Origin of the sequence: Cryobacterium sp. TMT1-2-2, from assembly GCF_004403505.1 — a bacterium.
In the GTDB taxonomy this organism is placed as follows: Bacteria; Actinomycetota; Actinomycetes; order Actinomycetales; family Microbacteriaceae; genus Cryobacterium; species Cryobacterium flavum.
On sequence record NZ_SOGS01000007.1, the window covers coordinates 345,733 to 366,211 of the forward strand.

General features: G+C 63.3%; 24 protein-coding genes. 17 read left to right on the forward strand and 7 right to left on the reverse strand.

Annotation, left to right across the window (positions count from 1 at the left end; genetic code table 11):
- Window positions 1-198: 198 nt before the first annotated feature.
- Window positions 199-357, reverse strand: a complete 159-nt coding sequence (locus tag E3T35_RS19210; RefSeq protein ID WP_166789863.1) for a hypothetical protein — start codon at window positions 355-357, stop codon at window positions 199-201.
- A gap of 207 nt (window positions 358-564) precedes the next feature.
- Here E3T35_RS19210 and E3T35_RS06915 point away from each other — a divergent pair, with 207 nt between their 5' ends.
- On the forward strand, window positions 565-1,389 hold the full coding sequence (locus tag E3T35_RS06915) for a hypothetical protein (protein WP_134378217.1): 825 nt from the start codon (window positions 565-567) through the stop codon (window positions 1,387-1,389).
- Window positions 1,390-1,544: 155 nt separating this feature from the next.
- On the opposite strand, the gene E3T35_RS06920 is transcribed toward E3T35_RS06915, so the two are convergent.
- Window positions 1,545-2,399 (reverse strand): PPK2 family polyphosphate kinase, encoded by an 855-nt coding sequence (locus E3T35_RS06920; protein ID WP_134346851.1) that lies wholly within the window; start codon window positions 2,397-2,399, stop codon window positions 1,545-1,547.
- A 166-nt stretch (window positions 2,400-2,565) separates the two neighbouring features.
- Between E3T35_RS06920 and E3T35_RS06925 the strand changes: the two genes are divergently transcribed.
- Both E3T35_RS06925 and E3T35_RS19215 read left to right on the forward strand, forming a co-directional pair.
- Window positions 2,566-3,573: a diacylglycerol kinase family protein gene (locus tag E3T35_RS06925; RefSeq protein WP_134378218.1), complete on the forward strand. Its 1,008-nt coding sequence runs from the start codon at window positions 2,566-2,568 to the stop codon at window positions 3,571-3,573.
- A 29-nt stretch (window positions 3,574-3,602) separates the two neighbouring features.
- Entirely contained in the window at window positions 3,603-5,060 is a 1,458-nt protein-coding gene (locus tag E3T35_RS19215) for a phosphatase PAP2 family protein (protein ID WP_166789864.1), read from the forward strand.
- Here E3T35_RS19215 and E3T35_RS06935 read toward each other — a convergent pair.
- Complete coding sequence (locus E3T35_RS06935; RefSeq protein WP_241988750.1) at window positions 5,057-5,863, reverse strand: DUF1206 domain-containing protein; 807 nt, start codon at window positions 5,861-5,863, stop codon at window positions 5,057-5,059. The two genes, E3T35_RS19215 and E3T35_RS06935, sit on opposite strands and share 4 nt — an antisense overlap.
- A gap of 186 nt (window positions 5,864-6,049) precedes the next feature.
- Here E3T35_RS06935 and E3T35_RS06940 point away from each other — a divergent pair, with 186 nt between their 5' ends.
- Window positions 6,050-7,111 carry a sodium:calcium antiporter gene (locus tag E3T35_RS06940; protein ID WP_241988751.1) on the forward strand — a complete coding sequence of 354 codons (1,062 nt, stop codon included), beginning with the start codon at window positions 6,050-6,052 and terminating at the stop codon, window positions 7,109-7,111.
- A gap of 59 nt (window positions 7,112-7,170) precedes the next feature.
- On the opposite strand, the gene E3T35_RS06945 is transcribed toward E3T35_RS06940, so the two are convergent.
- On the reverse strand, window positions 7,171-7,998 hold the full coding sequence (locus E3T35_RS06945; protein WP_134346854.1) for an SDR family oxidoreductase: 828 nt from the start codon (window positions 7,996-7,998) through the stop codon (window positions 7,171-7,173).
- 340 nt (window positions 7,999-8,338) lie between these two features.
- Between E3T35_RS06945 and E3T35_RS06950 the strand changes: the two genes are divergently transcribed.
- The 13 genes from E3T35_RS06950 (at window position 8,339) to E3T35_RS07015 (ending at window position 17,757) form a co-directional block, all read left to right on the forward strand.
- A complete protein-coding gene (locus E3T35_RS06950; RefSeq protein ID WP_134346855.1) occupies window positions 8,339-9,013 on the forward strand; it encodes a haloacid dehalogenase type II in 675 nt (224 codons plus the stop codon).
- Between the two features lie 204 nt (window positions 9,014-9,217).
- On the forward strand, window positions 9,218-9,439 hold the full coding sequence (locus tag E3T35_RS06955) for a hypothetical protein (RefSeq protein ID WP_092342117.1): 222 nt from the start codon (window positions 9,218-9,220) through the stop codon (window positions 9,437-9,439).
- A 329-nt stretch (window positions 9,440-9,768) separates the two neighbouring features.
- Window positions 9,769-10,260, forward strand: a complete 492-nt coding sequence (locus tag E3T35_RS06965; protein ID WP_198421000.1) for a YkvA family protein — start codon at window positions 9,769-9,771, stop codon at window positions 10,258-10,260.
- Window positions 10,261-10,293: 33 nt separating this feature from the next.
- Window positions 10,294-11,025: a response regulator transcription factor gene (locus E3T35_RS06970; RefSeq protein WP_134346857.1), complete on the forward strand. Its 732-nt coding sequence runs from the start codon at window positions 10,294-10,296 to the stop codon at window positions 11,023-11,025.
- 127 nt (window positions 11,026-11,152) lie between these two features.
- Window positions 11,153-11,455, forward strand: a complete 303-nt coding sequence (locus tag E3T35_RS06975; protein WP_166789865.1) for a sensor histidine kinase KdpD — start codon at window positions 11,153-11,155, stop codon at window positions 11,453-11,455.
- A gap of 88 nt (window positions 11,456-11,543) precedes the next feature.
- The gene (locus tag E3T35_RS06980; RefSeq protein ID WP_166789866.1) at window positions 11,544-12,257 is read left to right on the forward strand and encodes a phosphatase PAP2 family protein; all 714 of its coding nucleotides are present in this window, start codon (window positions 11,544-11,546) and stop codon (window positions 12,255-12,257) included.
- Window positions 12,247-12,921, forward strand: a complete 675-nt coding sequence (locus tag E3T35_RS06985) for a response regulator transcription factor (protein ID WP_134378223.1) — start codon at window positions 12,247-12,249, stop codon at window positions 12,919-12,921. The genes E3T35_RS06980 and E3T35_RS06985 overlap by 11 nt, the downstream gene beginning before the upstream one ends.
- Complete coding sequence (locus E3T35_RS06990) at window positions 12,918-13,928, forward strand: sensor histidine kinase KdpD (RefSeq protein ID WP_134378224.1); 1,011 nt, start codon at window positions 12,918-12,920, stop codon at window positions 13,926-13,928. Before E3T35_RS06985 ends, E3T35_RS06990 begins: the two co-directional genes overlap by 4 nt.
- Before the next feature lie 122 nt (window positions 13,929-14,050).
- Window positions 14,051-14,854, forward strand: a complete 804-nt coding sequence (locus E3T35_RS06995) for a hypothetical protein (protein ID WP_198421001.1) — start codon at window positions 14,051-14,053, stop codon at window positions 14,852-14,854.
- A 63-nt stretch (window positions 14,855-14,917) separates the two neighbouring features.
- A complete protein-coding gene (locus E3T35_RS07000) occupies window positions 14,918-15,580 on the forward strand; it encodes a DedA family protein (protein WP_134378226.1) in 663 nt (220 codons plus the stop codon).
- Window positions 15,581-15,717: 137 nt separating this feature from the next.
- Window positions 15,718-16,398, forward strand: a complete 681-nt coding sequence (locus E3T35_RS07005; protein WP_134378227.1) for a response regulator transcription factor — start codon at window positions 15,718-15,720, stop codon at window positions 16,396-16,398.
- Window positions 16,398-17,351, forward strand: a complete 954-nt coding sequence (locus E3T35_RS07010; RefSeq protein ID WP_134378228.1) for a cell wall metabolism sensor histidine kinase WalK — start codon at window positions 16,398-16,400, stop codon at window positions 17,349-17,351. Before E3T35_RS07005 ends, E3T35_RS07010 begins: the two co-directional genes overlap by 1 nt.
- A 103-nt stretch (window positions 17,352-17,454) precedes the next feature.
- Window positions 17,455-17,757: a hypothetical protein gene (locus E3T35_RS07015; protein ID WP_134378229.1), complete on the forward strand. Its 303-nt coding sequence runs from the start codon at window positions 17,455-17,457 to the stop codon at window positions 17,755-17,757.
- A 100-nt stretch (window positions 17,758-17,857) separates the two neighbouring features.
- On the opposite strand, the gene E3T35_RS07020 is transcribed toward E3T35_RS07015, so the two are convergent.
- The 3 genes from E3T35_RS07020 to E3T35_RS07030 all read right to left on the reverse strand — a co-directional run bounded on the left by E3T35_RS07020 (window position 17,858) and on the right by E3T35_RS07030 (window position 20,389).
- On the reverse strand, window positions 17,858-18,235 hold the full coding sequence (locus tag E3T35_RS07020) for a multicopper oxidase domain-containing protein (RefSeq protein WP_370449306.1): 378 nt from the start codon (window positions 18,233-18,235) through the stop codon (window positions 17,858-17,860).
- Window positions 18,236-18,345: 110 nt separating this feature from the next.
- The gene (locus E3T35_RS07025) at window positions 18,346-19,302 is read right to left on the reverse strand and encodes a F510_1955 family glycosylhydrolase (RefSeq protein WP_134378231.1); all 957 of its coding nucleotides are present in this window, start codon (window positions 19,300-19,302) and stop codon (window positions 18,346-18,348) included.
- 1 nt (window position 19,303) lies between these two features.
- On the reverse strand, window positions 19,304-20,389 hold the full coding sequence (locus tag E3T35_RS07030; RefSeq protein WP_134378232.1) for a M23 family metallopeptidase: 1,086 nt from the start codon (window positions 20,387-20,389) through the stop codon (window positions 19,304-19,306).
- Window positions 20,390-20,479 lie beyond the last annotated feature (90 nt).

Below are 20,479 nucleotides of genomic sequence, written 5' to 3' on the forward strand. Positions count from 1 at the left end.
AAGCAACGGGCGGGCGGATCCCTCTTCCTGTGGGTTGCTGACCCGAATTCCCCGCGCAGCCCTTTATCAAAAGCACGGAATTGTCGCGGACGGTGCCCTGAGCTTCGAATGGTTCGGGTCCTTGATCCCGTTGAGGCCCGATGGTGGCGCCAGAGATTTACTTCGCGATGCCCTCGCTGACGCCGAGTGCTGTGATTATCAGTTGACGGCGTCGGGCTGGCTGCCGGCGATCTGAGCGAGGGCGGCCAGGTGGCCCTCGAGCGTTTTTCGCCCATCGACCGTGGGCAATACCCAGGTGAGCCGCCGTGAATCCTGTCGTTCGGGTGAACTCTCCTTCCACCGCGACGATGCCCGCATCGGTAAGCACCTTGAGGTTCTTGGACAGGTTTGCGTCGTAGTTCCCGGGTGTCCCGGATGACCGCGAATTTCCAGTTCCGATGTGAAATGTGACGATCGCAGGCCCAATCTTTAGCGGACGACTGCGCGATGGTCTGCCGCGAGTTTAGGGGACTTACTCAGGACGCCCACGCACACTGGAATTTCGATCCAAAACGAAGGACCTTTGTGAGCAATCTCCAGCGCATTTTAAACATGGCATCGAAGGCCCTCGACAAGAAAGGACAGGCCGTTTCGAATGGTGGCGGCAAGGCGGATTGGCGGGAAATGGTGCGTACCGCCGCCGATAAGGTAACCGGTGATAGCCGGACCCCGGCGAACGTTGCGCCGCAGGCATCGGTCAACGCTCCGCGCGTGTCTAGACCCGCGCGGGCGGTGAGTGCTGAAGACCGTGCGGCGATCGGCCGCTATGAATACTTGCTGAATACCGCGCAGCCACAGCAGCTCGAACAGGTTCATCGGGAGGCGTTCGCGCGGCTCACGCCGGCGCAACGCGACGAAGTAAATACGCAACTGCGCGCCGAGCTGCCGGCTGGCGAATACCCGACGTCGAGTAGCCCGGACGATCTGGCCCGGTCGGCCACGCGCGGTGAAGCAAAGAACCCCGGTTTTCTCCGCAAGATGTTTGTCAAGTCGGGTCGCCGTGGCGGCATGGCTGGTGTGGGCATGGGTGCTGTCGCCGGTGCCGGGCTTGGTGCAGCAGGCGGGTTGCTCGCAGCTGTTGCCGGCGGGGCCGTGCTCAGCAGTGTTGCCGCCCCTCTGTTGGAACAAGCCGCCGGGTTGGGCGTTGATTTTGAGTCCCTCGAGGGGAGATTCGAGGCTGGCCTGACTGATCTCACCGGAGGGCTTGACGGAGTCTCGGGTGGACTCGAAGGAGTCGCCAGCGGAGCTGGCGAGTACACATCGGGGCTCGGCGATCAGCTGTCCGAACTGGGATCAAATTTTGAGATACCGGGCCTCTCCGGTCTCGGGAACTTCTTCGGGCGCGAGTAGAAGCGCCACCAGACGTGGCGATTCGGAAGGCTCGTCAAGACGATGTAACGACAAGCTAAAAATGCACAGTCGTACTTGGTGGCTGAGACAGGGCCCAGGCGTGACACTTTCGGAACCTGCGGACTCGATGTGACCCCAACACCGGCACCACTGGGTCAGGTGGCGGAGAGGCGCACCTTCTCGGCTTCCACGTCGAAGTCGGCCGTCGGCCAGGTGAGAACCATGCTCTTCAGCGCTTCGATGAGCAGGTGTTGCACGACGAGGCGGGCGTACCATTTGCGGTCGGCTGGCACGACATACCAGGGTGCCGCCGCCGTTGACGTGCGCTCCAAGGCAATCTGGAAAGCCTCCTGATACGCCGACCAGTGCATCCGCTCGTCGACATCGACCGTGTGGTACTTCCAGTATTTGTCTGGTCGGTCGAGGCGCTCGCCGAGGCGTGACTTTTGCTCGGTAGAGCTGATCTGCAGCATGACCTTGATCACGGTGGTGTCGTCGTCAACGAGTTCCTGCTCGAACGCGTTGATCTGGTTGTAGCGTTTTTTGATCTCGACCGGAGGCGCGAGCTCGTGAACCCTCGCGATGAGCACGTCTTCATAGTGTGAGCGGTCGAACACGCCAATCATTCCTGCCGCTGGTACGCGTTTGCGAATACGCCACAGAAAGTCGTGCGTCAGTTCCGCTTTGGTCGGGGCTTTGAACGCATAATGGCTGACTCCCTGCGGATCGACGTCACCGATCACGTGCCGCACGATGCCACCCTTGCCCGCCGTGTCCATGGCTTGTAGCACGAGCAGAACCTTGCGATTATCGCCGGATTTGCTGTTGGCAAAGAGTTTCTCTTGCAGTTGCGAGAGGATGCCAGCGGCTTGCTTGGCCGCCGCGGCCGCGTGTTTCTTTCTTCCGTAAAACCCCGGCGTCGCCCGGGTGTCTACACCGGCCAGGGCGAACCCGGGGGTCACCCGCAGCTGGTTGATCGAATCGTCGCTCCAATAGTTTCTGCTGGACATGGTGCACCCTTCGCTGCCGCTTATTCTGTACCGGGTCCAGCGCCGATGCTAGAGCCAGCGGGGGCGGGGCTGTGCGAGTAGACTCCCTTCATCTCGTCGATTTCCCATCCGCGGGCCTGATCCGATCGTGCCCAGGCGGCCACCCACCAAGCCAAAGGCTGCGCTCATGACGGAGCACCGAGCGACATCCGGCCCCCCTTCCCACCGGGTGGCTGCCGTCGTCTACAACCCCGTGAAGGTGGACCTGGCCGCTGTTAAGGCCGAGATTGCTTCCGCAGAGAAATCTGCCGGGTGGGCACCGACACTATGGTTCGAGACCACGAAAGACGACCCGGGCCAGGGGCCAACGGCCGAAGCGCTCGAGGCCGGCGCCATCATGGTCATCGCGGCCGGGGGAGACGGCACCGTGCGGGCCGTGGCCGAGGCCATGTATGACAGCGACGCTTCGTTGGCGTTACTGCCGTCGGGAACCGGCAACCTGCTGGCGCGAAATCTGAATCTTCCCCTGGACGACCTAGCAAGTTCGGCGCGCACGGCCTTCGCTGGTCTGGACCGCCGAATCGACCTGCCCCTGATCGATATTCGACGCGATGATCAGTCGATTTCTCGGCACGCCTACCTGGTCATGGCCGGGCTCGGCCTCGATGCCACGATGCTCGCGAACACGAACGATGCCGCCAAGGACAAGGTGGGGTGGCTGGCCTACGTCGGTGCTCTCGGTGGCGCAATGCTCGACCAGAACCAGCTGCACCTGCACTACAACGTCGATGGGACGGGAAACCGCTCGGTCCACGCCCACACGATCATCATCGGCAATTGCGGGTCTCTCCCGGGGAATGTGCTCCTCCTTCCCGACGCAGCCATTGATGACGAGATGTTCGAGATGGTTCTCCTGCGCCCACGGGGCCTCGTTGGCTGGGTGCAAATCACGACCAAGATCCTTTGGGAGAATGGGCTGCTGCGCCGCACCGAAGCCGGCCGCAAATTCATGGGCCCTGCCAAGGAAGTCCGGGCACTGCGCTATATCAAGGGCCGCGAAGTCGTCCTCCGGCTGGAGCGGCCGCACGAAATCGAGCTCGACGGCGATACCTTTGGCTCGGCCCTCGCGCTGAAAATCTGGATCGAACCGGGGGCGCTCACGGTGCGCGTTCCCGTTCCGGGTTCACCCTCGTAGTCTTGCCACGGACGATCTACCATTACCTCATGGACGCCCACGGGAATCCGGAAGTTGCTGCCACACCACCGGCGAAACGTGTCACTCGCCGCTGGCCGCTGATCAGCGGTGTCGTCGCCCTACTACTGTGTGTCGGCTTGGGCGCTTACATTGTGTTCCGCGACAACGGTGCGCCCTTCAGTATCGACACCGGGTGGATGAACTTCATCAATCTGCACCGAGCGCCTGCCTTCACCGTCGTCGCGCTGGCACTGAACTTCATTGGCGGCGGCTGGCCGGGCACGCTAATCATTCCGGTGTTGATCATTGTTCTGCTGGTGTGGCTGAAACGCCCGTGGGGTGCGGGATATTTTTTGGTAGCGACGGCCCTGACCGGTGGTCTGGTGCAGGTGCTCAAGCACCTGTTCGGGCGGGCTCGGCCGGGAGACATCATCGTCACCGTGGATTTTGGATCGTTCCCGTCTGGCCACGCGGCCAATGCGGCGGTCATGGCCGTGCTCTTGTCGATTCTCTTCCCGTTCTGGTGGATGCGGGTGGCTGGCACCATCTACACAATCGGAATGATGCTCAGCCGCACCTACGTCGGTGCGCACTGGCTGTCCGATACCGTTGGAGCGATGCTGCTCGGAATCGGTGTGGCGATCGTGCTCTGGGCGCCGGTTGCGGCCAAACTTGATGGCGAACGTGAACTCGCACGCCTGCATCCGTCTGGGGGAGGGCACGCCCACCCGCCTGGTCGGGTCTCAGCGTGGCGGGTATGGTTCGAGAAATACGTGGTCGAGAGACGGTATCTGGAGGCAGATTATCGCCGCCGATGCACAGCTTTGTCGCTGCTTCTGATCGGAGTGGGGACGCTGGTATTCGCCGTCCTCCTCGTGTCGGTGATCCAACGAAACGGACTGACTTCGCTGGATGCGCCGGTGCAGGACTGGTTGGCATCGTTGCGCTCGCCGGGACTCACCGCGGTGATGATCGTTCTGGCCGTTCTGTTTGGGCCCATCGCGCTCCCGATTATTCTGCTGGTCGTGACCGTGACCTGGGGTTTCGTGACACGGCACGCCTGGCGGCCGCTGGTGCTGGCCGGCGCGATGCTCATCGGCGTCGTTCTGGCGCAGATCATCGGACATCTCGTCGACCGCAGCCGACCGCCGACCGATCTCATGCTGTTCGGACCGGACCCATCGTTTTCGTTTCCGTCCGGCCACGTATTGGGCGCCTCGGATTTCGTGCTGCTCACCGCCTACCTGGTGTTTTCACGTCGGAAGGGCAGTCTCGGTACAGCTCTGGGTGGTGCCTTCGCCGTTCTCTGCATCGTTGCTGCAGCGGTCAGCCGGGTCTATCTGGGCTACCACTGGGCTAGCGATGTTCTGGCCTCGGTGTCGCTCTCGCTGATCATTGTCGGCTGCGTGATCGCCTTCGACATCCGGCACACCGTTCCGGTGCCGCACACAGGGGGCGTTCCGACGCGAACATCGACCAACGGTTAAAGTCGGGCGCGCCACGCCCTGGCGAAACAGTAGACGCCATAGGCAATCAGGCCGATGCCGATGGCCAACAAAATGATGCTCCCAAACGGCAAGCCGGCCAGCGTTTTCAACGCCCCGTCGAGGCCGCTGGATTTGCTCGGGTCCAGGGTGAGGGCCGCGACCAGGATGAGAACGGCGACGACGCCCAGCACAATTCCCTTGGCGATGTAACCAACGACTCCGAGGGTGATCACGGCCTGTCCGGCCGGGCCGCTCGGCACGGCAAGGTCCGCTGTGAATTTCTTGGCGGCACCCTTGTAGACGAAGTAGCCGCCGATGGCGAGCACGAGCAGCCCGGCGACGAACAAAATGAACACGCCACCTGGAGAGGAGAGCAGTTTCGCGCTGGCATCACTGGTGCTGCTGGCCGAACTGGTAGCGCCACCTTGAGCAAAGGTGACGGAGGTGGCGGCGAGAAAGAAGTACGCGGCAGCTTTGCCGATATTCGCGGCGCGCTGGCCCCACTTGTGTTTCGGGTTGCCGTGCACCAGAAAGGCCGAGATCAGCAGCCACAGGCCGAGGGCGAACAGGCCCACCACGACCGTCCACAGCAGGAATGCTCCACCCGGAGTGGCGGCCAGCTGTGCCAGAGCGCCGGATTGGTCGGCCGAACCGCCGGCGACCCCGAACACGACGCTGATGGCCAGAAAACCGATCAGAATGTGCAGCAGGCCGTTGACCGCGAATCCCAATCGAGCCAACATGCGCAGGGGCGCGCTGCTTTGCGCTTTGCGGGCAACTCCGGATGGCGATGCAGCGTTCACGGGGCCATAGTATGCCCGGACGGTCAATTGCGGGTCACAAATATGGGGTCGAAATGCATGCTGACCCAAAAGTATCGGCAAATCCGTCTCTGACCGTAGTCTCCTGCCACCAGTCGGGTGGATGCGCAGGGCTTATAAGCCCTAACGAAAACCGCGCCGCCTCGCTAGCGTGGCGAGATGGGAAGCATGCCTTTTCTCCTCCTGCTCATTATCTTTCTGGTCGCGGCGGCTGCTACCTGGATCGCGGGCGTGCAGCTGACTAAGCACACCGATGTGATCGCGGAACGCCTGCACCTTGGCGCTGCCCTCGGTGGCCTCATTCTGCTCGCCGTCGCCACGAATCTTCCTGAGCTGGCCATCACGATCAGCGCAGCCGTGTCCGGCGACCTGACTATAGCTGTTGGAAACATTCTCGGTGGGATTGCTCTGCAGACCGTCGTTCTCGTGATTCTCGACGGGTTCGGAGTGAAGGGAAACCGTTCGCTGACGTACCGGGCCGCGTCGCTCTCGCTCGTCGTTGAGGCGACAGCCGTCATTGCCGTGCTCGGGATTGTCATTGCCGGAACCCAGATGCCGCAAGGGCTCGTCATCGCCCGGATGACTCCCGCCGTTGTGCTGATCGCTGTGGTTTGGGTAGTGAGTCTCGCTCTCGTGAACCGAGCGGGCAAGAACATGCCGTGGCACGAAAACGGCTCAGCTCCGGATGCCCAACTCGAGCCTCGCGGGCACAGCCGAACCAAGCGGGTCGCCGCCGCCACCCAGGCCGGCACGAGCACAGTGAAGTCCGCAGTCATCTTCGGTATCGCCGCCCTGGTCACCCTGATCGCGGGCGTTGTCCTGGAACAGAGCGGCAGCGCAATGGCAGATCATATCGGGCTCTCTGGCGTGCTCTTTGGTGCCACGGTGCTCGCGCTTGCCACGTCGCTGCCCGAGATTTCCACCGGGCTTACCGCTGTTCGGCAGGGTGATTACAAGCTCGCCATCAGCGACATTTTTGGCGGCAACGCATTCCTCCCCGTGCTGTTCCTCGTCGCGACCCTCATCTCCGGAAAATCCGTGCTCCCGTCCGCACAGTCGTCCGACATCTACCTCACCGCAATCGCCATCGTGCTGACGCTCATTTACCTGCTCGGCATCCTGTTCCGCCCCAAACGTAAAATCCTCGGGATGGGCGTTGACTCGATTCTGGTGCTCATCGTATATGCCTTCAGTGTTGTCGGACTGTTTGCCATTTCGGCCGCGGACTAAACCGAGCTAAAGGTTCCCGGCGAGTGACCGCGAATCACGTGGTGGACTCGTGCGGGCCCCTAGATGCTGCGGTGGTCGCGCACCGCGAGTTCGAGGGCCTCGAGGCCGGGTGCGAGGGCGGCATCCACGGCCAAAGGGTCGGTGAGGTTGAGTTCCTGCATGGCTCGGCGGTCTTGTGGCGCGGTATTGATCTCATGCTCGCCTGCTTCCAGAGCTGCAATCAAGTCGGTGATGACGTCGGCCAGGCTGCGGCGGCCCCAGCCAAGTTCGGCGCCAGCGTTCTGCGAGGTCATCATGGCGGTATCGGTCGCCCCGGGGTAGACGGTCGCAACGTGCACGCCCGTTCCGATCAATTCTCGGCGCAAAGATTCTCCGAACTGGGCCAATCCTGATTTCGTGGCCGCGTAAATCGAGTAGAACGGCATACCGACGAGGGCTATCCCGCTGGATACGTTCAAGAGGATACTTCCGCGTTCCTTGCCGCTCTGACGAAGCGCCGGCAGTAGTGCTTTGGTGAGCAGGATCGGGGCGGTGAGGTTCAGATCGATCATTGAATGGACATCCGCATCGCTGATGATTTCTAGCCGGCCCGCGCGTACATTTCCGGCATTGTTGACGAGCAGATCAACAGTGGTCCACGGTGCGACGGTTGCGGCGATCCGTTCAACGGCGCCAGGCTGAGTCAGGTCTGTGACCAGGATCGCTGTTGTTCCGCCCTCGGCGGCGACAAGGCGGGCAGTTTCGGTGAGTGTGGCCAGTTGGCGGCCGACCAGCAGGAGGTGACCACCGCGTCGACCAAACTCGAGGGCGATGGCCCGGCCGATGCCTTGTCCTGCGCCCGTGATGACTCCGCGGCGATTGGTGAGATCCAGATTGTTGAGGTCCATGGGCGATCTTCTTTCCGTTGAGTTCAGCGTCGGTCATTCGGACGGCATTGCACCCGCCGATTCCGATGTGTCTAAAAGACAACCATGAGGCACGGGAGGAATTCCCGGCGGTGCGTCCCACGCCTCACAGGATCAGCTCTAGGGCGTGGGCGAGACTTTCGTAGACTGGATGAGGGCGGATCGGTGGATCGCATCGTGTTCGCTGCCGGAAGCGTATGGGAAAGCACGAACAACTCTTTTGTCCGATTTCAAGTTTGGGTCGAGGCAAGACCGGCGTGAACCAGTCGCTATCGGTCGTTTCCCACTATCCGGCGCGTTGACCAATCTTGAGGACTCCACCATGAATGCAGCCACAGCAGTGATCGTATTCGATGTCAATGAAACTCTCTCGGACATGTTACCGATGGAGAGTTGTTTCGTGGAGGTCGGTGCCCCGGGCTATCTGGCCCACATTTGGTTCGCAGCCTTGCTTCGGGATGGATTCGCCCTCGCCGCGTCTGGCGGCAGTGCGAAATTCTCCGTGATAGGCACCGAGATGCTCCATGATCTGTTCCGCGGCGTCGCCCTGACGTGCACTCTCGATGAGGCCGTATCCCATGTCTTGGAGGGCCTCAGCACGCTGAAACTGCACCCCGACGTCGCAGACGGGGTCAGGGCATTGAAGGACTCGGGATACCGCCTTGCAACTTTGTCCAACGGGTCGGCACGGTTGGCACAAGCCATGCTGACCGAGGCGGGGATTCGAGACAACTTTGATAGCCTTCTCACTGTCGAGGACGCACCGGCGTGGAAACCCGTTGGTTCCGCCTATCACTACGCCGCGAAAGCACTCGGGGTTCAAACGGCGGAGATGCTCCTGGTCGCCGTGCACCCCTGGGACACCCACGGGGCAGCCCAAGCGGGACTCCGCACCGCTTGGATCAACCGAGGCGATGCCCCTTATCCGAGCTACTTCGCGCAACCGGACTACACCGTTCCCACCCTCCACGAGTTGGCCGCACGCCTAAACGCTTAGGCAGCTGTGCGCCGGCGGCGAAAGCAAGCAGGCGAACGTCGAGAATGATGTCGCGCGGCTTCGATAAGCAGGACGACATTCGCCTTTGCGAACAACTCGTCGCGGCTCTGCCCGTAGTCTCCGACGGCGGACCTCGCAAATTCAGCGAATCTGAATTGGGAGCGGACCAAGAAACGTGATGAATGAGCCCAGTAGGCTTCGAGCATGACACGCCTTGACCGCGCTGAGTCCGAAGCAGAGTCGAAGGGCACCAGCACCGCCTATCTCGGCGGCGCCATCGCTATTATTAGCTTCTCGATACTCACTTTTGGGAATGCGTCGGAATGGTTCGACTACGTTTTCGGCGTTGCCCTCCTTTGCCTCGCAGGCACTCTTGCATACAAGGGAATACAGTCCATTACCAAAAGGCGCCGCTCTGCTGATTAGCAGTCATACCAGTAGCTTCCCGGCGCAAGTGGCTGGTTCAATTCGCCAATTCAATTGCTTGCGTTACCGCACGGAACCGGCAGACGACGATACCTACTCAACAGACTGGCCCGCGAAGCTGGGCAACCCAGTCCTGGTTACCGAAGGACGGGTGACAGTCATCGACGGTCTCCTCGCTTGCGCTGTACTTCTCGGCTTGGTGCTCAATCTGGCACTCGGATAGTGGTGGGACATCCCTCTCGCGGGTTAGATTATCGTCTATTACGCGGCTCGCGAGGCCGTCAGTGTCTTTCGTTCGAACGGGGCAGCTCACGACGACCTGGTGGGCCGTGGCTCTGAGCGTGCTCGGCGGATTGCTGGTGCTGTGGCTGGCCCTTGTTCTGGTTCTCTGGATCGAACAACGCCGGCATCCCGGCGGTGCGTCACTTCGCGATCTGCTGCGCCTCGCGCTCGACGTCGCCCGGTTACTAAAACGCCTGGCCTACGATCGAACCGTGTCGATCGGAGCTCGAATCTGGCTCGCGGCCCTTTTGCTCTACTTGCTGTCGCCGATCGACCTCATTCCGGATTTCATACCCGTTCTCGGTTACGCCGACGATGCCATCGTTGTCGCGATCGCTCTACGATTTGCGACTTACTATCGCGGCGCGAGTCATGTTTGTCATGCCCGTCATTGTGGACGCCAACAGGCTGTTGGTCGCGCGTTGAGCCCGAATCTCAGTACTTTGGTAGGTCGCGCCGTTGCCCGTCCGCGGTCGCTGTGCGAGAGCGCAGCGTGCGATCCGCCGATCCTACGCTTTGACGGCATGCGATGTCCGTGACCCCGCGCCACCGGGAGTAGATAAGCTGCGGGCATGTCCCGTCTTTTGGTCGTCGAAGACGACGTGACCATCGCCACGACCTTGGAGTCGGCTCTGCGTGCCGGTGGCCACACCGTCTTCTGGGCTTCGACCGGCCGCGCGGGGATCAACGCCGCGATCGCGCACAAGCCCCAGCTGGTGTTGCTTGACCTGGGTCTTCCCGATCTCGACGGGTTGAGTGTGTGCCGGGAGATTCGTAGTCTGCTGCCGGCCACGATCATCGTTCTGCTGACCGCTCGTCGGGAAGAGCTGGATGTGGTGTCTGGGCTGGAGTGGGGAGCGGATGACTACCTCACGAAACCGTTCCGGGTCGTTGAGGTGCTGGCCCGCGTGGGCGCGCATTTACGCCGGGCCAACGGCGACTCCGGCTTGGTCCAGTCGGTTCCGGCCGACGACGTAAGCGTGCTCGGTTCGTTGAGCGTGAACGCCGCCGCGCGCACCGTGCAGGTCAACGGCTCTAACGTTGCCCTGCCGGCCCGGGAGTATGACCTGCTTGCGCGGCTGCTGAGCGATGTCGGCCGTGCCGTGCGCCGCGAGGACTTGATGAATGATGTGTGGGATGTGAACTGGTTTGGGTCTACTAAGACTCTCGACGTGCACGTGGCGTCGCTGCGTCGGCACCTCACCGACGCCGCCGACGCGGCCGGCCCGACCACCGTCGAGCGGATGCCGGTGATCGTGACCCTGCGCGGCCACGGCTACCGCCTCGAGGCCCCGACCGGTTAGAGGTCCCGAAGCGTTTCGATGGCCGGTTGGCGGGAGGCCCGGGCCGCGGCGAGGGCGGCGATCACGATCGATACGATGGCGATCGCTGCGACGCATCATCGACGCTGACCTTCCCCCGGTCATCCTGGTGGCGTCAGCGCTGGAGCAGGTGCTCGATGCGCTGATCGAAAACGCCCTACAGCACGGCGCGGGCACCGTGGCCCTGCGTGCCCGGGCTACGCACGGTGCACTCGCGATCGACGTTGACGATGAGGGAACCGGCATCGCTGCCACCGACCAGATCTTCGACCATGGTGTCTCGTACGGCGGGGGCAGTGGGATCGGTCTGGCCTTCGCACAACAGCTCACCGCCGATCAGGGCGGACGACTGCTGCTGGCACGCCGCCAGCCGAGCACCCGCTTCACCCTGATCTTCCCGTCCACCCCGTAGCCGGGCGGTATAAGAATCCGCTAAGACGGGCGAGCCCGGCAAAATGATTCTTAGACGGTTCTGTGACGCCCCGGGCAACTGTAGGGGGATGAGCACAGACATTCGACCACTCCGACGGTTCGCCCGAACCGCTGTTCCCGCCGCCGGAGTCATCCTCGCCGTCATCCTCACCGGGCTGCTGCTGAGCGCTTCAGTCGGGTGGACGGCCGGAGAGATGGGCCTGCTCCGTCAAGTGAACATTGCCCACACGGCACCGCTGGACGCGGTGGCTCTCAGCATTGACTGGCTGTTCAGCCCCGCAGCAGGCGCGGTGCTCGTGCTGCTGGCAGCCGGATCGGTGCTGCTGGTGACCCGGCGCCCCGGGCCGGCGATTCGCTTCGTGCTGGTGGTGATGATTCCCACGGTGGGGGCCGACGTGATCAAGCTGCTGGTGCATCGGGCTCGGCCCGACATTCCGTCGCTGCCGCACATTCTGCTTCTTGAACCGGGCGGTCTCAGCTTTCCTAGCGGACACACCAGCTTCGCCGCCTGCTTCCTGCTCGGGGTCATCCTCGTCACAGCTGGCCACCGCTGGCATCCGTTTGTGATCGGAACTGCCGCGGTGGTGGTGCTCGCCACGGCTGCGTCCCGGGTGTATTTGGGGGTGCATTACCCGTCGGATGTGGTGGCGTCGATCGTGTACTCGCTTGCCGCGGTGGCGTTGGTGAACGCCGCCTGGACTCTTCTACTGGCACACTGGAGCCAACGTCGATCCGTCCTCCCGGACGGACGCGTGCACGAAGGAGTCAGGCATGCCCGCTGAGAGTACGGTCCGCGCCCGACTGCTGCTGATCGAAGACGACGCCAAGCTCGGCCCAATGATCCGGGACGTGCTCACGGAAATCTACAACGTCACCCTGGTCGCCGACGGCTCAGACGGCCTGGCTGCCGGCCTCGCTGGCGAGTTCGAGGTGATGGTCATCGACCGGCGCCTGCCCACTCTGGACGGCCTCGGAGTTGTGGAAGCGTTCCGCCGCAAACTGGTCACTACGCCCATCCTGCTTCTGACCGCCCTCGGAACGACCAGCGACAAGGTAGCTGGGCTTGACATCGGCGCCAACGACTACCTGGTCAAGCCGTTCGAATTCGACGAGCTTTCCGCCCGGCTCCGCGCCATCCGCCGAGTGTTCACCGGCGAGGGCCGCACCGTGCTGGTCGGCGGGTGGGAGTACTACCCCGACAGTCGCACCATCTATTCCCCCTACGACGGGCGCATCCTGCTCACCGTGAAAGAGAACGAACTGCTCAAACTGTTAGCGGATGCGCCACAGCGCACGTTCTCCCGCCAGCAGATTCTGCAGGCCGTCTTCAGCGCCGCGGACACCGCTGGAACGGTGGACACCTACGTGCACTATCTTCGGCGCAAGACCGACACCGACATTGTCCTCACCGTGCGCGGTGAGGGTTACCGCCTGGGACAACCATGACCCGCAGCAACCGCGTCGTCGACAGCGACACCCTCGCCATCCGCCGGGCCTCCCGACTCGTCGGCACGCGCATCGCGATCGCGTGTGCCGCGGTCGTCGCGGTGGTCATCGTGGCCGTGTTCGTGTACATCCTGTCCGAGATCTCGCCCGGTGAGTTGTTCGAACCGGTGCCCGACACCGAGAATCTGCAGGTCAGCGCGTTCAAGCTGCTGCGCGCTGCCGCCGTGTTGGGCGTGGCCTTGATCGTTCTGGCCGGGGTGTTGAGCTGGCTGGTCACCCACCGGGCCGTGCAACCTCTCGGTGACGTGCTGCGCATCCAACGGGCGTTCGTCGCTGACGCCAGCCATGAACTCCGCACCCCGCTCGCGGTGCTCGATGCCCGCCTGCAGATTTTGCAGCGCGCCCTCCCCGCCGACGACCCGTCGGCCTCGGTTGTCGCGGAGCTCCGCAGTGATGCGAGGGACCTCATCCACATCGTCAACGACCTGCTCGAATCGGCCGAAATCGGCGGCGCGGCCGTGCCGGACACGACCGTCGGCGATCTGGTCGGTGCCGTCGACGCCGCTGTGCAGTCGATGGCACTCATCGCCGTCGACAAACACATCACCATCGAACTGGATGCCCCGCAGCCCGCGCCTGTGCGCGTGCCCTCCTCCAGCATCACCCGGTGCGTGGTCGCCCTGCTCGATAACGCGGTGCGCTTCGCCCCCACCGGCTCGATCATCACGGTCGGCGTGAGCGTGACCAGGAAAACGGTGGCGGTCACCGTACGCGATCGCGGGCCCGGTATCCAGGGCATCGATCCCGCCCGCATTTTCGATCGGTTCGCGCGCTCCGGCACGGCCGTGGACGGCGGCGGAGAGGCCCGCACCGGGTTCGGTATCGGACTGTCCCTCGTGCGGGAGATCGCGGTGCGCTACGGCGGAGCCGTGCACGTCGTCGACAGCTCAGCCGCGGGCACCGCGATCAGCCTCACCCTCCCGCGGGCCAAGCCAGCCGCATCCTGATCCTTTGCCGTCGAGCGGGTTGCCGCGCACCGGGAAGAAGGGTGTCGATTGTTCGGTTCTGTGAGAAGTCTTAGACGGAGCCGTGTTCGCTAGTGCTACCGACCCCACTCAAGGAGGAACACTTGTCCACGACCTCAACGCTCTCCACGACCGTTTCGCCCATCCGGCACATCCTGACCAAGGTGCCCGAAGTGACCCTCATCTTCTGGGTGATCAAGGTGCTCGCGACGACCGTGGGGGAGACCGCCGCGGACTTTCTCAACGTCGACCTCGGCTTGGGCCTTTCGATCACGTCGGTCCTCATGGCCGCACTGCTGGTCGCCGCATTGATCGTGCAATTCAGATTGCACAAATACACCCCGGCCGTGTATTGGCTGGCCGTGGTGCTCATCAGCGTTGTGGGAACTCTCATCACCGATAACCTCACCGACAGTCTCGGCGTTCCCCTGTGGGTGACGACGGTCGTTTTCGCCATCGCATTGGCTGCGACCTTCACCGTCTGGGCGATCTCGGAGAAGACCCTCTCCATCCACTCCATCTTCACGACCCGGCGGGAGACGTTCTACTGGCTGGCCGTGTTGTTCACGTTCGCCCTCGGCACCGCGGCCGGTGACCTCGTCGCCGAAGGACTCAACCTGGGCTTCCTCGTCGCCCTGCTCGTTTTCGCCGCCGCCATCGCGCTGGTCGCTGTGGCGTACTTCGTCTTCCACTTGAACGCTGTGCTGGCCTTCTGGATCGCCTACATCCTGACCCGCCCGCTGGGCGCATCCACCGGCGATCTGCTGTCTCAGCCTGTCGCTGATGGCGGCCTGGGGCTGGGGACCACGGGAACGAGTGTGCTGTTCCTGACGGTGATTCTCATCTTGGTGGTCGTACTCACCCGCCGCGCCCGCACCACGAACGCCCAACTGACGGCCACCGCCTAAACACCTCGCGCAGCAGCGGATGCCCGGCTCGTCGTCAGTCAACTCAGAGAAAGGACTTGCAGCATGAACACTATGACCGTCACCGCACTCCCTACTTCTGGTTTTCTGGATCCGCAGGCGGTGATCGCAGGGGCCGGCGTCTGGGGCCTCGTCGTCGTGTGCGCGATCGTGTTCGTGGAGACAGGCTTGCTTGTGGGGTTCTTCCTGCCCGGCGATACCCTCCTGTTCTTCACCGGCGTGCTCACCCTCAGCGGGGTGATCAGCCAGCCGCTCTGGATCGTCATCCCGGCCATCGCCGTCTCAGCCGCGCTGGGCGACCAGCTTGGCTACCTCATCGGGCGCACGACGGGCCGCCGCATTTTCGACCGGCGCGACTCCGGCCTGTTCAGCCGGTCGAGCGTCACCCGAACGCAGGGCTTCTTCGATCGGTTCGGACCGGCGGCCGTCACCATCGCCCGCTTCGTGCCGGTCGTGCGTACCTTTGCCCCCGTCGCGGCGGGCGTGGGCAAAATGCCACGACGGGTGTTCACGATATTCAACGTCATCGGTGCCGTGCTCTGGACGACCGGGGTTGTGCTCCTGGGCTTCGGGCTGGCCCATATCCCGGGCGTCGCCGAATTCGCCGCACGCTACATCGATCTCGTGCTGATCGGCATCGTGGTACTCTCCGTGGTTCCCGTCGTCATCCGTGCCATCGTTTCACGCGGCCAGAATGCTCGGGTGTGACCATCAGCGGAACGCCGCAGTGAACGCCGTGAGGCATGCCGCTTCTCATCTTGGTCTCATCGGCCACGGGCTAGGGTCGAGGCTATGACCATCACCCGCTGCCCGCCAGGTCGCAAATCGGTCGGACCGGGCGGCGGATGAAGGTGCTCGTGGTCGAGGATGATGTCCGCATCGCGGACGTCATCCGGCGCACCCTCACCGAATCCGGCTACGCCGTCGACGTTGCTCACACTGCGCCCGACGGCGTGCAGGCCTTCGAAATCGACACCTATGATCTGGTCGTTCTGGACCTGATGCTTCCGGGACTGCCGGGTGGAGGGATGGACGTGTGCCGACGCATCCGCTTGATCAATAGCGACGTACCCGTGCTGATGCTGACCGCGCTGGATTCGATGCGCACCAAGGTGGAGGGCCTCGACGCCGGCGCCGACGACTATCTTGTCAAACCGTTCCACCTGGTCGAGCTGCTGGCCCGGGTACGGGCGCTCCTTCGACGATCACCGCGGGCACACGCACCCCTGCTGCAGGCGCAGGGCGTCACTCTCGACCCGGCTACCCGCACGGCCCAGCGCGCGGGGCGCACGATCGAGCTGACCGGCAAGGAGTTCGCTGTGCTGGAATATCTCATGCGCAACGCCGGCACCATCATCAGCGCCACCGAACTGATCGAACATGCGTGGGACAGCAACTATGAGGGGTTCAGCAACGTCGTGCAAACCTACATCCGCTACCTGCGGCAAAAACTCACCCTGCCGGGGGAGACAGAGATCATCGAGACCCGGCGTGGCGCCGGCTACCTCATCAACGCGGACGGCTGATGTTTCGCCGCGCGCTGGTTCGACTCACCGTGACCTACACGGTCGTGCAGCTGGTGCTGTTCGCCGCGTTCGCGGTCGGTATCTACATCTTCGTCACCGGAACCTTCGACATCGATGCCGCCGAATCTGACGGTGCAGGCGCTCTGAACGCGGCCGAGCAGGGCTTCGCCAACCTACGCACCGGACTGATCGTGCTCTACGCCGTCTTGTTGGTGCTGATCCCGATCGCGAGTTTTCTCATGGCCCGCGCCGCCCTGGCACCGCTGCAGAAAAGCTACGACCTGCATCAACGCTTTGTCGACGGCGCCTCGCACGAGATGCGCAGCCCGCTGAGCATCATCCAGGGTGAGCTCGAACTCGCCCTCCTCACTACCCGCACCCCGGCCGAGTACGAGCGGGCGATGCACACCGCGTTCGACGCCGTAGGCGGACTGACCGAGCTCACCAACGATCTCCTCCTGTTATCCCGCGGCGCGGGAGGCGAACTGAGGCGAACCTACGAACTCGTCGACCTGAACGAACTCGTCCGTCTCGACATCGACGCGCGCGCCAAAAGCCCAGAGGATGCCGCCCGCCTACACGTGCACTTAGGGCAAGCCACTGTTGTTTTGGGCTCTCCAGTCCTGCTCGCTCGAGCGCTCTCGAACGTCATCGACAACGCGCTGAAATTCACCCCGCCGCCAGGCATCGTCACGGTCACCGTGAGCACGGACATCCACAACAGCACGTGCACTGTCACCGTTCGCGACAGCGGCATGGGCATGGACGACGACGACCTGAAGCACGCCTTCGACCGGTTCTGGCGCTCCGACCAGGCGCGATCACGGCCCGGGCACGGCGTCGGTCTCAGCTTGGTGCAGCAGATCATCCACGCGCACGACGGGCGCATCACGCTCACCTCGCAGGTCGGCGTCGGCACGACCGTTACGGTGAACCTCCCACTCCGCCCCTAATTGTGCACCGTCGTACGGGTTCTCACGCTCATCTCACGTGCCCCTGAATAGCTTGGACGTATGGCTCCGCAGTCGCGGAGCGACCTCTCGAAAGGCACACACCATGAAGAAGAAGACGAAAGTTATCAGCGGAGCAGCACTGGCCGTCGCGCTGGCCGTCGTCGGCGGTATCACCCTCACCGCCGGAGCCCAGGCCACTCCGGCCGGCCCCTCATCATCCACTTCGACGGTGGAACCCGCCGCCACGTCGACCGACAGCGATGACGTGCAAAACGAGGTCGAAGACGGCACCAATGACGGCGAAACCGCCGACGACACGGGCACCGAGTCCGGTACCGAAACGGGCGCCGAGAACACGAGCGACGACATCAACGGTGTCGCGGTCGAAGACGGCACACAGGACTAAGCCTTCTCACCGCAGGTTGGCCGGGGCGCACCTGCGCTCCGGCCACTCGCGTGTGAACCCTGAGAGGTGTCCCGTCCCAAACGGGCTGACACAGACGCGATCACAGGGCCTGAATAGTGCCCATCATCATTCCGGCGTCCTCGTGGTCGAGGATGTGGCAGTGATAGACAGTTCGGCCGCTGAAATCGTTGAAGGCCACGCGCACGCGGACGGCGCTGAGCGCTGGCACGTTCACGACGTCCTGCCAAATTAATTCTTCAATCGGTTGGCCGGCCCGATCGACGATCTGCATCGGCCAGACGTGCAGGTGCATGGGGTGGTCGAGTGTGCTGGTATTTCTGAGCATCCACTCTTCGACGCTGCCGAATTGCACGGTTGTGTCGACGCGGACGGCATCAAATGCGTGGCCGTTGATTGTGACGGACATCATTCCGCCGCTCATGCCGCCGCCGGTGACCGTGAACGTCGCCAGAGCGATTTCGTCGGAATTGGACGCAGTGAGAGACTCCGAGGAATGAGTTCATCAAGTTTCCTTCAGTCGACGAGGTGGAGGTTGGTCGTATGGCCGGTGTCGGCCGATGGTGGGTGTCAGTCAGCCAGTGAAATCAATGAGGTCCACGTGACACCGCCATCGTCGCTGGCGGCGATGCCGGCGGCATCCGCGACGAGGAGCCAGGGGGAGGGGCCGCCGACGACGGTGAACGCTTCGGGTGTGCGGCTGGTGGTGCCGGTTTGTGTCCACGTATCGGCGGTCTGCCGCCAAACCGCACCGTTCGGATCGATACCGACCAATTGGGTGTCGGTGTCGGTTTCGACAACATCCACGAGGAGGAGCGCCGGCGCGCCGACCATTAGGGCGAACGTTCGGCCTGCATCGGTGCTCATCATGAGACCGTCCGCTGTTGTCGCGTAGAGTCGATCGGCCTGGGACGGATCCGCAGCCAGGTCGCGCAGCGCGAGGACCGCTCCAGAGGACCAGGTGAGGCCGGAATCGTCGCTGACAGCGATCGCCCCGGCGCCCGCGTCGTAGCCGTAAACGCGCAGGGTGCCGTCTTCGAGAGCGACGGCATCTAGATCGTGAAAATCTGTTTCGCCCGCCAGTGAGAGCGCCGTCCAGGACTTCGCGCCATCGGTGCTGGAAATGAGTCCCAAATTCGGAAGCGCCAAGTCGCTCGGTTTGGTTGGATCGGGATGACCAGACGCCAGCAATTGGCCGGGCCCAGCGACGGTAAAGCCCATCGTGTCTTGCGCCAGACCGGCTATCTGAATCGGTTGCGTCGTATCGGGTCGGGGCGCCCCCGCCAGATAGCTATCCGCAAGAACTCCGGTTGGGACGAGCCATACCCCGTGGTGCGTGGCCGCATAGGTCTCTCCTGTCAGTGGATCGGCTCCGAGGCCGTGCACGTGCTCGAAGGCGTTCGGAACCGGAGCGGTGACGAGCGACCCCGCTGCCGAGTTCGAAGCGCTGGCCGAACAACCGGTGATGGCAACCAGGCCAACGAGCAGCAGGGTTAGGGCGAAGAACCGGCGTGGAGAACGGGGCAATCTAACCAAGGGTGACTCCCCGATCGCTCATGAAAGTTTGCGGATTGACGCGGGCACCATTGACTCGTGTTTCAAAATGCACGTGGCAGCCCGAGGACGCACCTGTCGTGCCCACGAGCGCAATGGTGGCGCCGGTGGAAACCTGCTGTCCGGCGCTGACCAAGAGGGAACTGTTGTGTGCGTAGCCGGTTTGGGTGCCGTCACCGTGGTCGATGAGAACCCAATTGCCGTAGGAGCCGAGCCAGCCTGCGTAGACGACCGTTCCAGCGGATGCGGCATAAACGTTGCTCCCGCAGCCTGCGGCGATATCGGTTCCATAGTGGAACGCACCGACCCCGGCTACCGGTTTGTTGGGGCGAGCTCCGTATGCCGAGCTGATCCATCCCGACACGGGCAAGGTCCAGCCCTGTCCGTTGGGTGTGCTGCCACCGACCGCAGGCCTGCTCGCTGTTGCGGCCGCGGCCGCGGCCGCAACCTGTTCAGCTCGCGCTTTGGCGGCAGCAGCTTCGGCCGCTCGGCGAATTACTTCGCCCGCGGTATAGTCGGCCTCTGTCGCGGCTCGATCCTCCGTCAGCACTGCAAGCTGAGCCTGCAGGGTTCCGGCTACTTCTTGCTGGTCGGCCAGCGCCGTCTCAACGCGAATGCTCGAGGCCATCGCCTCAGCCAGCGCGGTCTGGGCCGTCTCGGCCAGCACGCCCAGCGCTTGCTGGGCGATCTGGGCCTGATCGGTAAGTGATCGGGCAGAATTTCGGTCGGCCGCCGCGGAATCATAGACCAGACTCATTCGCTCCGTCAGCTTGCTCATCGAACCAAGTTGATTCAGGAGGTCGCTGGCGCTGGACCCATCCACGAACAGGGACAGCGACAGATCGCTGTTCCCCGTGCGAGCGAGCATCGCCGCCAGTCGGCCGGCCTGCTCTCCGGAGACGACGGCAGCGGCCGAGGCCTCATCGGCTTGATTCTGCAAGTTGGTCGCCCTCAAGGTTGCCCCGTCGAACGCGCTCTGGGCGGCTTCATAGTTGGTCGCGCGCCGATCTGCTTCCGCACGGGCGGCATCCACTTCGGTCGTGAGACCCGAGATCAGCACGGTTAACTCCGTGACCTGCGCTTGTTTGCTGGCTTCGTCCGATCGAGCACTTTCCACATCAGACCAGCTCGGATACTCAACCGCCTGTGC

Bases quoted from the DNA above. Each gene is read 5' to 3' on its own strand.
- E3T35_RS19210 (WP_166789863.1), bottom strand. From the start codon at position 357: ATGCGGGCATCGTCGCGGTGGAAGGAGAGTTCACCCGAACGACAGGAT.
- E3T35_RS06920 (WP_134346851.1), bottom strand. From the start codon at position 2,399: ATGTCCAGCAGAAACTATTGGAGCGACGATTCGATCAACCAGCTGCGG.
- E3T35_RS06925 (WP_134378218.1), top strand. From the start codon at position 2,566: ATGACGGAGCACCGAGCGACATCCGGCCCCCCTTCCCACCGGGTGGCT.
- E3T35_RS19215 (WP_166789864.1), top strand. From the start codon at position 3,603: ATGGACGCCCACGGGAATCCGGAAGTTGCTGCCACACCACCGGCGAAA.
- E3T35_RS06940 (WP_241988751.1), top strand. From the start codon at position 6,050: ATGCCTTTTCTCCTCCTGCTCATTATCTTTCTGGTCGCGGCGGCTGCT.
- E3T35_RS06945 (WP_134346854.1), bottom strand. From the start codon at position 7,998: ATGGACCTCAACAATCTGGATCTCACCAATCGCCGCGGAGTCATCACG.
- E3T35_RS06950 (WP_134346855.1), top strand. From the start codon at position 8,339: ATGAATGCAGCCACAGCAGTGATCGTATTCGATGTCAATGAAACTCTC.
- E3T35_RS06955 (WP_092342117.1), top strand. From the start codon at position 9,218: ATGACACGCCTTGACCGCGCTGAGTCCGAAGCAGAGTCGAAGGGCACC.
- E3T35_RS06970 (WP_134346857.1), top strand. From the start codon at position 10,294: ATGTCCCGTCTTTTGGTCGTCGAAGACGACGTGACCATCGCCACGACC.
- E3T35_RS06980 (WP_166789866.1), top strand. From the start codon at position 11,544: ATGAGCACAGACATTCGACCACTCCGACGGTTCGCCCGAACCGCTGTT.
- E3T35_RS06985 (WP_134378223.1), top strand. From the start codon at position 12,247: ATGCCCGCTGAGAGTACGGTCCGCGCCCGACTGCTGCTGATCGAAGAC.
- E3T35_RS06990 (WP_134378224.1), top strand. From the start codon at position 12,918: ATGACCCGCAGCAACCGCGTCGTCGACAGCGACACCCTCGCCATCCGC.
- E3T35_RS07000 (WP_134378226.1), top strand. From the start codon at position 14,918: ATGAACACTATGACCGTCACCGCACTCCCTACTTCTGGTTTTCTGGAT.
- E3T35_RS07005 (WP_134378227.1), top strand. From the start codon at position 15,718: ATGAAGGTGCTCGTGGTCGAGGATGATGTCCGCATCGCGGACGTCATC.
- E3T35_RS07010 (WP_134378228.1), top strand. From the start codon at position 16,398: ATGTTTCGCCGCGCGCTGGTTCGACTCACCGTGACCTACACGGTCGTG.
- E3T35_RS07015 (WP_134378229.1), top strand. From the start codon at position 17,455: ATGAAGAAGAAGACGAAAGTTATCAGCGGAGCAGCACTGGCCGTCGCG.